The following is a 12,953-nucleotide window of genomic DNA, read 5'->3' on the forward strand; positions in this document are numbered from 1 at the left end:
CGATCGACCCCGTACATCTCCATGCTCCAGGCCGCGCCTTTTCCTGCGAGGCGTTCCGCGCCCATCTCTGATGCCATGCCATCCCGCCAGGCGGTCTTCGGGCGGCGCACCCATTCAAGGTTGCCGCCAATTTCATTGGGCGCAAAGAAAAGGTGCCAGAAGTTGGTTGCGCCGGATGCAACGGCGATCGCACGGCGCATCAGAGTTTCACCGGAGGCACCCAACTCTCCAGCCGGCAGACGGCCAAGTACGGTTTCGATATAGGTTAGAGTGTCCAACGAGTCTGCCGCTTCACGTTCGGTCAGAGACACCGTCACTGCCTCGCGCAAATCAGCCTCGCAACGGCCGCAAAAGCAGATGCCGTTGATATGGCGAGACAAATGAGGAGCGATATCCCTGCCGCATTTCGGGCAGCCGTGCAGGAGGCGCACGCCGTGACGATCGCAGCCCGTCACCAGCCGGCTGCGCCAAGTGCGGCGGAAGTAAGGTTCATCATCCTCCTGCAGGCAGAGAGGACAGTAAAGCAGGTGGGCCTGCTCCCTGTTCAGGTCGCCGGCGGCTGCGTTGGCAATCCGGTTTGGCCGGAGGAGGATTTTCGGAAAGGCTGCGATGAGCCTACCCATGAAGTCTTCTCGCGAGACCAGGCGGCTGGGAACCACCGGGGCCGATCGAAGGATTGTCTCGGCGGACTGGTCGGCATGATGTGTCAAGTACTGCACCAGCGACAATGGCGGCGCAGTCGTCCAGCTCACGCTAGAGCGGATTGACCGGCATCTGAATCGAGGGATTTCCACGAGCGGCCATTTGTGATTCAAGCTTCGGACCGGTTGAAGGAGGCCGGTCTGGATGTCGAAAGCCCTGTCTGTCGATCTTCGTCGGCGTGTGGTGGAGGCGGTTGCGGCTGGAGCGTCTTGCCGGGCAGCTGCGGCGCGCTTCGAGGTTGGGGTTTCCTCGGCGATCCGCTGGGTTGCCCGTGCACGAACGCGCGGCGACCTGAGCCCGGACAAGCGCGGTGGCAATGTCCGCTCGCATCGGATCGACGAGCATCGGGACCTCATCCTTGGCTGGATCGAGGAGAAGCCCGACCTGACCTTGGCAGAGGTAGCCGAGCGCCTGGACGAGGCGGTGGGGTATCGGCCACTGCCCAGCATCGTGTGCCGGTTCTTCCAACGTCACGGCGTGACGCGGAAAAAAAGACAGCGCACGCTGCCGAACAGGATCGAGCGGATATAGCCGACAGCCGCCAAGCCTGGTTCGACGCCCAGCCGGACCTGGACCCGGAGCGGCTGGTGTTCATCGATGAATGCGGCACCTCCACCAAGATGGCGCGGATGTACGGCCGTGCGCCGCGAGGAGAACGCTGCCGCGCTGCGGTTCCCCATGGGCACTGGAAGACGACGACCTTCGTCGGCGCTCTTCGCTTGTCGGGCGTCACCGCTCCGATGACGCTCGACGGTGCCATGGGCGGTGCCGCCTTCCTCGCTTATGTCGAACAGGTTCTGGGGCCGACGCTGAGCCACGGAGATGTCGTCGTGATGGACAACTTGCCCGCCCACAAGCTTCCGGCCGTGCGGGCGGCAATCGAGCGGACAGGCGCCGTCCTGAAGCTCCTGCCGCCCTATAGCCCAGACTTCAACCCCATCGAGATGGCATTCTCAAAAATCAAAGCGAACCTCAGGAAAGCCGCGGCAAGGACACTCCCCGAACTGTGGGATGCCATCCGAGATGCCATCGACAACGTGACACCAACCGACAGTCGAGCCTTCTTCACTGCCGCCGGTTACGAACCAGAATGATCGGAATCCGCTCTAGGGTCCGGACTCATAACCAGTATGCGACGGTTGCCACGATGTGGACGGCGGCCATGAAGTTGGTGGCGGACCGGTCGTAGCGGGTGGCGATGCGCCGGAAATCCTTGAGGCGTCCGAACATGCGCTCGATGACGTTACGGTTCCGGTAGAGGTAGGGAGAGAAGCAGTTTTTCCAGCGCTTGTTGGCGCGTGGCGGAATGTTGGGCGCGGCCCCGGCCTCTTCGATCTTCCGGCGAACAGCGGCGCTGTCGTATCCCTTGTCGCCGTGTAGAAGGTCGGTGGCAGGCATCCGGTCGAGCAGACGGTCGGCGGCGGTGCAATCGGCGACCTGACCGCCGGTCAGCAGGAAGGCGAGTGGCCGCCCGCGTGGATCGCTCAGAGCATGGATTTTGGTGGTTCGTCCGCCACGGGACCGTCCGATGGCCTGGGCACGCTCCCCCCTTTGCCGCCGCTCGCCGAACGATGGGCGCGCACGGCCGTGGAGTCGATCATTACCTGGGCCGGTGGGCCACCCGCCGCGGCCAAGGCATGGAAGATGTCCTCCCACACGCCCTTGGCCGCCCAGCGGACAAAGCGGTTGTAGAGCGTCTTGCGCGGACCGTAGACCGGTGGAGCATCCGCCCAGCGCCCGCCCGACTTCAGCACATGGACGATTCCGCTGATCACACGGCGATCGTCCACGCGCGGCTTGCCTCGGGTGTCGCGCGGAAGGTGCGGCTCAAGCCGCCCGAACTGCTCCACCGTCAACCAGAACTGACCGTCGCTCATCGCAAAGCCCCTTTCCAGGGCGTTGAATCACAACGGCTCCCTGACGGAAAGACTCTTTATGGGTCCGGACCCTAACGTTTATGCCGTGCTCCCAGGTCCCATATAGATTGCGCGCTTTCGTGTAATGCCCCCGGTCGGCGAAAACCTATCGAACACTCCTCCGCTTAACCGAAAGCATGGGGGCTACCAATTGCACGGCGCGGGGCTGCACAAAATCCGATCCCGCCCTTTGGTTATGTATTGACGCCCGTCGAACGCCTCCCGAACTAGCCCAACCACGTCAGGATCATATTGCCTGCGAGGGGAGAGCACGTCGTGCATCCCATTCGTCATCTCAGCAGCAATGGTCACATCTTCACTCAAGTTGTTTGGAATATCTCGCCATTCTGTTCCTTGTTTGACCAAAATTTGCGTCCAGCAAGTCGACGCTCCACAATAACCGCTCAGTCCATTCAGAAGAAGTGCTGGTGAGCCGCTTCCGTCCAGATCGATCCACGCGAAATCAATATCATTGACGGATTTCGCATAACCCTTATGGGAGAATTCCACTTCTTCAATTCTGTATTTTTCTCGAATTATGTTGGCCGCGTAGAGTTCTGGAAAAGCCCCGACCTTTTTCCATTGTACTCTGTAGGGGTACTGTGTCGGGGAAGCAGCAATCACAGCCGCCTTCGTCGGCGTGGCCGCGTGCCGGTTGGACTGACATCCAGTCAGCGCAACACCCAGCACAATGGCCGTCAAAAAGGAGAGCCTCTGCATAATATCCGCCCCGTCTACCCATTTAGTGCAACGTAATACTACCCGGAACAGGTGAGGGATGGTAGCAGCGCCCGTCGCACGGCGACAGGGCGCATGTCACCAGTCTATGACCACGCTGGCCAACGCGAGCGTACAGATGCTCTCAAGCATTCCGAGCAGGAAAGGACGTCGTGGCGCTCACCACCTATTCGCGACAGCGAGGCCGCCGATGTCCAGCCGGCGGCCTTTGCCATTTCCGGGGCATGGGCCGACCGTTTTCGCCATCACTGGTTCGGATGAAAGCGCGCAGCCACGCCTACGTTCACACCGCGTTTCTACATCCCGGGCAATCCACGCACTTTCGTGTTGTCATACACAAAGGATCGGCGGCTGCAGCGGGACACAGCGCGCCTTCCCTTTGGCAAGTTGGAAGCACTTACCCGGGCCTTCGACTCCTGTTTCGACTTCGCCATACTCAATCTCCCGTTCGGATCTGACGTATCAACCGCGACCTGAACTGCTGCGTGCTTCCGCATGAGTCTATCGGAATCCTGCACGGAAGATGCAACTCCTCCTCGGCTATGACTAAACGGAAGAGGAACCACATAACCGAGTATTGTGCTTATTTCTTCTCTTTGCACTTGCATCTCTGCCATTTGCTCTACGAATTTTGAGTTCGCCGAGGAGGTGTATATCCTTCAACCCCATCCTTCTGCGTCATAACAACTTATGAGCTTTCTGCGCACCTAAACGCTGTACAAATGGGCTTCATGCTCACAACTTCTAACATGTGAACGATCGGCGATAGGCCGCACGGCTTGACCAGCGGCCCTCACCCAACCAAACGGAACGCGGAAAATGGCTCTGGATTCTTCCACGATCATCAATAGTTTAACTCTCGGACAGAACGTCCGCTGGACATACTATTACGACGTTCCGAAGCGTATCCAATACGTGAAGCCGCTGGGCACGCCGACTCTGGTTACCTACTCCTTCAGCAACGCGCTCCAGCCGCTTCCGCCTGGCCTGACAGCCGCGAACTTTCCGGGCTTCCGCCCGCTGAGCGAGGCCGAACGGGCTACCGTCCGCCAAGCTGCTGCCATGTGGGATGCGGCAAGTGGGCTTGTACTGCGCGAGGTCGGCGCCGGTCAGGGTGACATCCAGATCGGCATCCATAGCTTTTCGCCCACCACATCCGGCTATGCGAATGCTCCCGGCTCCGGCCTGGGCGGTGACATCTTCTTCAACGAAGCTAACAAGGCCACCCTGGGTGAATCCGATGTTACCCTTGATCTGGCTCTGCATGAACTCGGACATGCCTTTGGACTCAAGCATCCTTTCGATTTGGGTCAGTCCGGTGTGACCCTTCCCAGCGGCGAAGACAAAAAGTCCAACACCGTCATGTCCTACACGGCGGATGTGCCGAGCACCAACGCCCTTGGACCATATGACGTCATCGCCATTCAGTATCTGTATGGCCCGAATGTCCCCGTCCAGGCACTCTTCCCCGCCGGTTACAGCTCGGCCGGTTACCTTGCCTCGAACTCCGATCTGCTGAATGCCTTCGGTCCCAACGAGGCGGCGGCCGACGACCATTACCTTCTGAGCGGCATGCGGGAAGGCCGCACGGCCAGTTTCGACGGTTTGCGCTATCTGGCAAGCAACACCGATCTCGCGGCCGCGTTCGGCACCGACGAGGTCGCGGCAGCGCGGCACTATATCAACGCCGGCCGCTTCGAAGGGCGCAACACGACGTCGTTCCGGCCTTTGTCCTATATCGCCTCTTATTCGGACCTCCAGGCGGCACTTGGCACTGACACCCGCGCGGCAGAGATGCAGTATCTCAAGTCAGGACGGGTTGAGGGCCGGACCGTCACCTTCAAGGCCTACAACTATCTGGCATCGAACTTCGACCTCATCGTCGCCCTCGGCACCGATCCGGAGACTGCTGCGAAGCACTACCTCCAGTCAGGCCGCGCCGAAGGACGGTCTACGACTGCATTCAACGCTCAAACCTACATGCAGCTCAACCCGGATGTAGCGGCTGCATTCAACAATGATCCTGATCGTGCCACCCAGCATTATGTCGAAGCTGGCTGGCGTGAGGGGCGCCGTACGATCGCTCCGTTGGTGAGCCGGCCGACCGCAGCCCCCGTGCTTCCCACCCAGAGCGAGACCACGCTTCAGCCGGCTGCGATGGTAGCGGCCGACAGCTTCGCGTTCCAGACAGCTGGGCCGATCGAGGAACATGCCGATGTGACGAGCCTGTTCGCCTCGATCAGCGAGTCCTGGGGCCGTGACGCGATGGATCTGGTGATCACGCATCCCGACACCGCCGCGGCCTTCGGCGGCGTCCCCGGCTTCGCCGCCCTTTCCGGCCAGACCAGGGATCCGATGCTGACCTCGGCGGCTTGGGCGCCGACCTGACGACAACCTATGGCTCGCGGGCGGCGGACACCCGGTGTCCGCTCCCTCGCGCCACAGGCCGAGAGATTCGGTCAAGCTTTCTGCTTCTGAGCACTTTCCGATCCTTCGCTATACCCCACCTATTCGCGACAGCGAGGCCGCCGGCATCCAGCCGGCGGCCTTTGCCGTTTTCAGGGCATGGGCCGACCATTGGTGTCCCTCAGTTTCTGGGCCAGTTCCATCTCACTGACCGATTCCAATGTTGTGGATCGGCCACCCAAACTGCGCCCACCAGAATTGATCAATCTCGGGTCCGATGTGGGGGATCCGAGAGCAATGGATCAGAAAACCGACATAAGGAAGTTTGCGCCCTCAGGCCAGCTGCTATGACACTTCACCAGGGTGGTTTCTATCAAATGTCTCCCTTGCTGTCCGAAAGTTGTCCGCGTTCTCGACGATCCACGTCCATAGCGGAACCATCCGGACAAGTAGCTCCAAGCCGGAGTCAGACAGCTGATACTCGACGCGAGGGGGCACCTCTTCGAAGTCGTGGCGGATCACCAAACCGTCACGCTCCAACTGACGAAGGGTGCGCGTCAGCATCCGTTGAGTAACACCGTGCATGCGCCGGCCGATTTCCGCATGGCGTAGTTGGCCGTACACGCCGAGCGTATGAATGACGCCGAGCGACCAGCGATTGCCGGCATGAGCTAGCACCTCTCGCCTCAATCCGTCGTCGTCATCTCTAAGGCCGTCGCAGACGGTCTGTGAGTACTTGAGAACGTCGTCCCGGTTCAACGATCCGACCCCAGTATCACGCATGTGCCTTCTTTCACGCTTGCATATGGATTGCTAGATCATGGTGGCAACCAATCCTTAGTGGATCAGAACGATGAACGAAGCAGTCTCCGTCGTAAAGTCACGAAACATCCTCGTGCTGGGTGCTGGCGAACTCGGTATGCCGGTACTGCGCAACTTGGCGCGTCGCGCAAAGAACGTGAATGGAGCCAAGATCAGCGTGCTGTTGCGCGCCAGTGCCGCTGCATCCAATGAGCCGGCCAAGAAGCGCGATATCGGCGAGATTCGCGACCTCGGGATAGAGATCGTTGTGGGCGATCTGGTGAAGAGTTCGGTCGACGAGCTTGCGGCGGTTTTCCAGCAGTATGACACCGTGATCGGATGCGCGGGCTATGCCGCCGGAATCGACACGCCTATGAAGCTGGCTAAGGCCGCCTTGCAGGCGCGGATCCCTCGTTACTTTCCGTGGCAGTTCGGCGTCGACTTCGAGGCGATCGGCCGTGGCGGGCCGCAGGACATTTTTGATGCTCAGCTCGACGTGCGCGAGCTGCTGCGCTCGCAGGACAAGACCGAGTGGGTCATCATCTCCACCGGCATGTTCATGAGCTATCTGTTCGAGCCGGATTTCGGTGTTGTCGATCTGGAAAACAGCGAGGTTCACGCGCTCGGCAGTCTCGACACCGCCGTGACGCTGACGACCCCCGACGACATCGGTGTACTGACGGCTGAAATCGTGTTCTTCGAGCCGACGCTCCGCAACGAGATCGTTTTTCTGGCCGGCGACACCGTCACTTACGGCGAGGTCGCGGACAAGCTGGAAGCGGCGCTGGGGCGTCCCTTTAAGCGCTCCGTCTGGACCGTGCCCTTCCTCATGGAAGAATTGGCGAATGATCCGAAGAACATGATGCGCAAGTACCGCGCCGCCTTCGCGATCGGTCGCGGCGTATCGTGGCCGAAGGCGGGCACGTTCAATGATCGGCAGGGCATCCCGGTAACGGATGTGTCGGACCTGATCGAAGCCGATCTGCGCCCCGACCAGTGCAGCGAGTAATACCGCCGAGCCTTAAGCACTGACACACGGGAGCCATGGATAGCTGGTAAGGGAGCGTAGGCGTTCGGGCGTAACGGTGAGAGCGCTCCAGGCGTCGCAGCAGGCTTGGACGACGGCGTCGTAGTCGTCCAGGATCTGGTGGGACAGAAAGCGCTCGCGCAGGTACAGCCAGACGCGCTCAACGGGGTTGAGTTCAGGGCTGTAGGGCGGGAGCGGCACCAGCGTGATGTTGTCCGGGACGATCAGCGTCCGCGCTCTGTGCTAGCCGGCCTGATCGAGAACGAGCACCACCTGGACGTCCGGTTCCAGGCTCTCGGAGAAGCCATTCAAGAACAGGCTCATGACGGCAGTGGAAACGGTTGGCATGACCAGCGTGTGAATCAGCACGAGGTTTCGACGCCGACCGGCACAGTAACCTACTGATGGCATGAGAATTCTTGGGGTCCCACCTGCGGTTCATTTGCGCATTCGGTGTTGAGACGGACGGCTCGTAGCTGTTGGTGCACATGTGGAGCGGGGAGATACACATGATGCAGATCTCGGATCGCGCCCTGCCGCTGGTGCCGGCCGGCTTTCAAGCGACGGAGGTTATGATCGAGCAGGATCGCATCGTCGTCACCGCCCGAACGATTGGAACGGTGGCAACCTGTCCGACCTGCGGAACGGGATCGGACCACGTTCACAGCCACTATTGGCGCACCATCGCTGACTTGCCGTGGCAGGGATGCCAGATCGTTCTGCGGGTTCAGGTTCGTCGCTTCCGTTGCCGGCACTGCGGATCGCGTATCTTTGCCGAGCGCCTGCCCGAGATTGCCCGCAAGGAGCGGCGGACGGGACGGCTAGCGTTGGCTCAAGCCCAGATCGGCCTGGTGCTGGGCGGCGAGCCGGGGGCGCGGTTGGCGTCGAAGCTGGCCATGCCGGTGAGCGGCGATACCATCCTGCGCCTCATCCGCAAACTGCCGCCACCACCGTGTCCGCCTCCGCGGGTGATCGGTGTCGACGACTGGGCATGGCGCCGCAGGCGGCGCTACGGAACCATCGTGTGCGACCTGGAACGCGGCCGGGTGATCGACCTGCTGCCGGATCGCTCCGCCGCTCCTCTGCGCGCGTGGCCGAAGCGACACCCGACCGTCGCGCTGGTCAGCCGTGATCGATCCGGCCCCTATGCCGAAGCCATCCGCACCGGCGCGCCGGGCGCCGTGCAGGTGGCGGATCGGTGGCACCTGCTCGTCAACGCGTCGGACGCCCCGCGCTCCTTCCTGGACCGCCACCACGCTGAACTGCGCGAAGCTGCACGGCTGTGCGCCTCCGGTGTTCGCCCGTCCGCATGCGCCTTCCCACCGGACGCGATGAAACCGTCGCCCAGCAATGCCGACGCCCGGCGGCAGGTGCGCTACCGCATGGTCGCGCAGTTGCACGCGCAGGGGCTCCCGATCAAGGAGATCGTCCGCCGGACCGGGGTAGCCCGCAACGCGGTGCGCCGGTGGCTTCGTGCCGGCGAAGCCACTCCGTATCGACGGTTTCCGGGGCCGAGCCTGCTGGATCGCTACACGTCCTTCGCCGAGGCCGCATGGTGCAGTGGACGGCGCAACGCCGCCGCCATCTGGCGCGCCCTTGTCGAGCAGGGGTTCGAGGGCGGCTATGACATCGTGCGCCGCTGGGCCAAACGGCGGCGAATGGCCGAGTCTGAGCGACCTGATGCTCCCCTGCTGTCGTGGCGGGTGCCATCCAGCCGCCGCGCGGCCCGCCTGCTGACGAGTGACCCGACCACGCTGAGTAATGCCGACCGCCGGTTCGTCGACATCGTGCGGGCGATCGCGCCAAGCATCCGTGAGGTGGCAGACCTCATCAATGACTTTGGCAAACTCCTCCGCCGGCAGAGCGAGAGGTCCCTCGCCGCGTGGCTGGAGGTGGCCTCCGCAACAGCGCTGCGTAACTTCGCTCAAGGTCTGGCCGCCGATCTCGACGCTTTGCAAGCGGCTCTCCAGGAACCCTGGAGCAATGGCCCGGTCGAGGGGCAGATCAACCGCCTGAAGCTCATCAAGCGGCAGATGTTTGGCCGCGCCAAGTTCGATCTGCTCCGTCAGCGCGTCTTGTGCACCGCCTGACGACTGCCACGCCGGCCATCACTGCAGCCCACGCCACCTCAACACCGAATGCGCGGATGAACCCCACCTGCGTGCTGCTTTACAATGAAGCAAAAGCATTCATCAAAAATGCCGGGTACCGTCTCTGGTCAGCGTAAATCCGCTCTAATATATCTTGCTCCATGTGGACGCGGGCGAGTTCGCGTTTCAGGCGGACGATTTCCGATGCTTGACCTTGGCGCCCAGCGCCTTTCATCCGTCCGCTCCAACCGGAGGTTAGCAGAGGTATCCACCGCTTCGAAGGAAGGTCAGCCTGAATGCCGGCCGATCCCGCGGCTGACTGCGTCTTCCAGATACGGCGACGCAGGGACCTGCCGAACGTCCATGGCCCCGGACGCTGTCGGATCGGGCGTCATCGCTTCCGGCACGGGGCGGGGTGCGACGTGGCCGTCGGCGACCTGCGAAAACAGGAATCTGTCCAACCCGGTAAGCTCCGTGGCACGGAGATAGCCGGTACGGCCGACGATGATCGCCGGCTCGGGGATCCGCGTGGACCGGGTGAACTCGCGCAGGCCCGTCCTGATCGCATCGACAAAGGGCCGAGCCGCCGTCAGCGGTCCGGCCAGGATGATCTGCTCGGGGTGAACCAGGGCGACCACGCCGAGGAACGACTGGACCAGCCGGTGCCCTGCCTCGGCAAAGATGGCCACCGCGTTGGGGTCGCCCGCGTTGGCCTGACGGACGGCGTGCGGCAATCCCAGATGCAGCCCGACGTCGGCAGTCACCGACCCGTCGATGGCACTCGGGTGCCCCAGGCGATGAAGGATGGCGCGGCCGGACGACACATCCGTCAGCCGCAGCGGATCACCGGGCCCCCGGCCGACCAGGATTTGCTCGATTCCGCTTTCATGCTCGGCGCCGGCCGAGAGCATGCCGTTGCTCATCAGGCTGGCGCTGATGCCGAGGCCAGCGTGCAGCAGCAGGCTGTGGGGGGGAGCCTGCCCCTCGCCATAGCGCACCTCGGCGATGTGAAGCGCGTTCGACACGCTCTGAAGGACCACCGGCACATGCAGCGCATCTTCGAATAGCTGTCCGAGCGGGCTGTCGCTCCAGCCAACGCCAGACGCGCTGACTGCGATCCGCCGCTGCGCGTCGATGTCGCCGGAAATCGAAATCGCCACGCCGCTCAGCCGGTCGAGATTGATGTCAGGGCGCTTGCGCAGGGCCACGATCTGGTCCCGCAGGTGGTCGACGACCGCTTCGGCCGTGGCGCCGGGAAGGCCGGGAATGGACCCCTCCACAACCCGCTCCCCCGTCGAGCCGACGATCGAGAATTTGTGCTCGTACGCCGTCAGGGCCACGCACAGCACATGGACTCCGTCAGCGCGCAGCCACAGCCCCACATTGGGGCGGCCCCTGATGGGACGGGCGGCACCCTCCCGCTCCGCGATCAGTCCGTCGGCGATCAGGTCGCGGGTGATCCGCGACAGGGAGGCCTCCGTCAGTCCGATCTTCTTGGCCAGTTGGCTGCGCGATACACCCGGAACACGCCGAATTTCGGTCAGGATGCGCGACCGGTTGAGGTTCCGTATCTGCAGTGAGGTCGGGGAGGCCGGCACCTGCGGCATGATATGGGTACAACCAGAATGATCGGGCAGACCGGCAGGCTGCCCCGATCACACCGGAGTGTCAAGGCGGCGGAATCCCAGTGTCCGCTCCGACAATCTGCTCGAAATTTGTGCGGCCAGCCCACCCATGGGACACTTGCTCGAAAGATGTGCGATTTCGTTCAGGGCGTCGTTCGCGACGGTTCGGGCTCCCAGGTCCGGGCCATGAAAATTATGTATGCTTTTCAACGATCTAAATATTCTTACGCAATGTAAGAAAATTGGCACGTCGCTTGCTGATGTAGGTCCAGCCCGCAACTGGCAAGGACTGAGGTCAGCGATGAAGCTCATCACATCAGCCGTCAAGCGTCGCACCTTCCTGAAGACGGCCACCATGGCCGCCGGTACCCTCGGAATGCCGTCGATCATCCGCGGCGCCCAGGCCGCCGAACCCATCAAGATCGGCTGCCTCTTCTCGTCGTCGGGGACCATGGCGAACACCGAGGGTCGCCTTAACCATGTGTGCCGCATGGCCGCCAAGGAACTGAACGCCAAGGGTGGCGTGCTCGGCCGGCCGGTGGAGGTGGTGGTCACCGATCCCGGCTCCGATTGGCCGCTCTACGCCCAGCTCGGCCGCCAGCTCCTGCTCCAGGACAAGGTCGCGAGCCTGTTCGGCTGCTGGACCTCGGTGTCGCGCAAATCCGTGTTGCCGGTGGTCGAGCAGAACAACGGCCTGTTGTTCTATCCCCTGCATTTCGAGGGGGAGGAGAATTCCAAGAACGTCGTCTACCTCAATTCCCCGCCGTCCAGCTCCGTTCTGCCCGCGCTCGAATATCTGATGAGTGACGACGGAGGCGCGGCCAAGCGATTCTTCATGCTGGGCTCCGACTATGTGTGGCCGCGGACGATCAACAAGATCTGCAAGGGTTACCTGACCTCCAAAGGCTTCAAGGAGGCGAGCTGGCGCGAGCACTACGTGCCCTTCGACTTCTCGAACTTCCAGACGCTGGTCAACGACATCCGCCAGTTCGCCAGCCAGCCGGGCGGCCAGCCGATCGTCATCCTGACCGTGGTCGGCTCCTCGATCCCGGCTTTCTTCAAGGAAGTGATCAGCCAGGGCCTCCGCGCCACCGACATCCCGGTGCTGGGGCTCGACATGCTGGAGGCGGATCTGGAGGGGCTCGACACCACGACCATGGTCGGGCATCTCAACTGCTGGGCCTATCTCCAGAACGCCGGTTCGCCGCGCAACGACGCCTTCAAAGCGGCCTGGAAGGACTACGTCGATACCAACAAGCTGCCTTTCCGCAACAACGTGGTGATCGACCCGATGGTGTCGACCTACGACGGCGTCCATCTGTGGGCGGCGGCCTGCCAGAAGGCCGGCACCACCGAGGTGGACGCGGTGCGCGCGGCCTTCCCCGGCCTGACCTTCGACGATCCGTCGGGCTACACTCTGTCGATGACCGGCGAGAACAACTACGTCGGACGCGGCGTCTTCATCGGCTCGGTCAACGACAAGCAGGGCTTCGACATCCTGTGGCAGTCGGAGGGTACGCCGAAGCCGGTTCCCTTCAGCCCCTACGCTTGAACCAGGGAGCGGACGGCGTCGGCCTGCCCGTCGGGCCGGCCGACGTGTCCGTCAGTGTGGCATGATTACTGGCTTTATTCAGAACTGCCTCCTATC

11 protein-coding genes and 1 pseudogene are annotated in these 12,953 nt (G+C 62.4%); 5 read left to right on the top strand and 7 right to left on the bottom strand.

Translation table 11 applies throughout. The annotated features are described in order from the left end of the window. Positions 1-434 precede the first annotated feature (434 nt). Positions 435-794, bottom strand: a pseudogene (locus tag ABNQ39_RS37290) (TniQ family protein); the annotation flags it as partial. Between the two features lie 52 nt (positions 795-846). Between ABNQ39_RS37290 and ABNQ39_RS36100 the strand changes: the two are divergent. Then, a protein-coding gene (locus ABNQ39_RS36100) for an IS630 family transposase (protein WP_376967598.1) occupies positions 847-1,796 on the top strand; the annotation gives its coding sequence in 2 pieces (ribosomal slippage) (positions 847-1,186 and positions 1,186-1,796; 951 coding nt in all). A gap of 25 nt (positions 1,797-1,821) precedes the next feature. On the opposite strand, the gene ABNQ39_RS36105 is transcribed toward ABNQ39_RS36100, so the two are convergent. Both ABNQ39_RS36105 and ABNQ39_RS36110 read right to left on the bottom strand, forming a co-directional pair. Next, positions 1,822-2,579, bottom strand: a protein-coding gene (locus ABNQ39_RS36105) for an IS5-like element ISAzba5 family transposase (RefSeq protein WP_376967600.1) whose coding sequence is annotated in 2 segments (ribosomal slippage) — positions 1,822-2,246 and positions 2,246-2,579 — 759 coding nt in all. Because the reading frame shifts where the segments join, the coding sequence is not laid out codon by codon here. A 183-nt stretch (positions 2,580-2,762) separates the two neighbouring features. Then, positions 2,763-3,338 (bottom strand): hypothetical protein, encoded by a 576-nt coding sequence (locus ABNQ39_RS36110; protein ID WP_376967602.1) that lies wholly within the window; start codon positions 3,336-3,338, stop codon positions 2,763-2,765. 837 nt (positions 3,339-4,175) lie between these two features. Here ABNQ39_RS36110 and ABNQ39_RS36115 point away from each other — a divergent pair. Next, entirely contained in the window at positions 4,176-5,744 is a 1,569-nt protein-coding gene (locus tag ABNQ39_RS36115; protein WP_376967604.1) for a matrixin family metalloprotease, read from the top strand. 363 nt (positions 5,745-6,107) lie between these two features. On the opposite strand, the gene ABNQ39_RS36120 is transcribed toward ABNQ39_RS36115, so the two are convergent. Further along, positions 6,108-6,521 carry a winged helix-turn-helix transcriptional regulator gene (locus ABNQ39_RS36120; protein ID WP_376968057.1) on the bottom strand — a complete coding sequence of 138 codons (414 nt, stop codon included), beginning with the start codon at positions 6,519-6,521 and terminating at the stop codon, positions 6,108-6,110. Between the two features lie 94 nt (positions 6,522-6,615). Between ABNQ39_RS36120 and ABNQ39_RS36125 the strand changes: the two genes are divergently transcribed. After that, the gene (locus tag ABNQ39_RS36125) at positions 6,616-7,572 is read left to right on the top strand and encodes an aromatic alcohol reductase (RefSeq protein ID WP_376967606.1); all 957 of its coding nucleotides are present in this window, start codon (positions 6,616-6,618) and stop codon (positions 7,570-7,572) included. Positions 7,573-7,584: 12 nt separating this feature from the next. Here ABNQ39_RS36125 and ABNQ39_RS36130 read toward each other — a convergent pair whose 3' ends face one another. Together ABNQ39_RS36130 and ABNQ39_RS36135 are read right to left on the bottom strand one after the other, a co-directional pair. Next, positions 7,585-7,791, bottom strand: coding sequence for a transposase (locus tag ABNQ39_RS36130; RefSeq protein ID WP_376967608.1), 207 nt, complete (start codon positions 7,789-7,791; stop codon positions 7,585-7,587). Positions 7,792-7,833: 42 nt separating this feature from the next. Further along, positions 7,834-7,959 carry a hypothetical protein gene (locus ABNQ39_RS36135; RefSeq protein WP_376967610.1) on the bottom strand — a complete coding sequence of 42 codons (126 nt, stop codon included), beginning with the start codon at positions 7,957-7,959 and terminating at the stop codon, positions 7,834-7,836. A gap of 164 nt (positions 7,960-8,123) precedes the next feature. Here ABNQ39_RS36135 and ABNQ39_RS36140 point away from each other — a divergent pair, with 164 nt between their 5' ends. Further along, a complete protein-coding gene (locus ABNQ39_RS36140) occupies positions 8,124-9,680 on the top strand; it encodes an ISL3 family transposase (protein ID WP_376968060.1) in 1,557 nt (518 codons plus the stop codon). A 287-nt stretch (positions 9,681-9,967) separates the two neighbouring features. Here the strand turns inward: ABNQ39_RS36140 and ABNQ39_RS36145 are convergent, their stop codons facing one another. Continuing rightward, complete coding sequence (locus ABNQ39_RS36145; RefSeq protein WP_376967612.1) at positions 9,968-11,287, bottom strand: ROK family transcriptional regulator; 1,320 nt, start codon at positions 11,285-11,287, stop codon at positions 9,968-9,970. Between the two features lie 319 nt (positions 11,288-11,606). Here ABNQ39_RS36145 and ABNQ39_RS36150 point away from each other — a divergent pair, with 319 nt between their 5' ends. Continuing rightward, positions 11,607-12,857 (top strand): urea ABC transporter substrate-binding protein, encoded by a 1,251-nt coding sequence (locus tag ABNQ39_RS36150; RefSeq protein ID WP_376967614.1) that lies wholly within the window; start codon positions 11,607-11,609, stop codon positions 12,855-12,857. Positions 12,858-12,953: the final 96 nt, after the last annotated feature.

It is taken from the genome of Azospirillum sp. A26 (genome assembly GCF_042604635.1).
Classification (GTDB): Bacteria; Pseudomonadota; Alphaproteobacteria; order Azospirillales; family Azospirillaceae; genus Azospirillum; species Azospirillum palustre.

Excerpts from the sequence above, each read along its gene's own strand:
- ABNQ39_RS36145 (WP_376967612.1), bottom strand. The coding sequence starts at position 11,287 with ATGCCGCAGGTGCCGGCCTCCCCGACCTCACTGCAGATACGGAACCTC.
- ABNQ39_RS36115 (WP_376967604.1), top strand. The coding sequence starts at position 4,176 with ATGGCTCTGGATTCTTCCACGATCATCAATAGTTTAACTCTCGGACAG.
- ABNQ39_RS36150 (WP_376967614.1), top strand. The coding sequence starts at position 11,607 with ATGAAGCTCATCACATCAGCCGTCAAGCGTCGCACCTTCCTGAAGACG.
- ABNQ39_RS36125 (WP_376967606.1), top strand. The coding sequence starts at position 6,616 with ATGAACGAAGCAGTCTCCGTCGTAAAGTCACGAAACATCCTCGTGCTG.
- ABNQ39_RS36110 (WP_376967602.1), bottom strand. The coding sequence starts at position 3,338 with ATGCAGAGGCTCTCCTTTTTGACGGCCATTGTGCTGGGTGTTGCGCTG.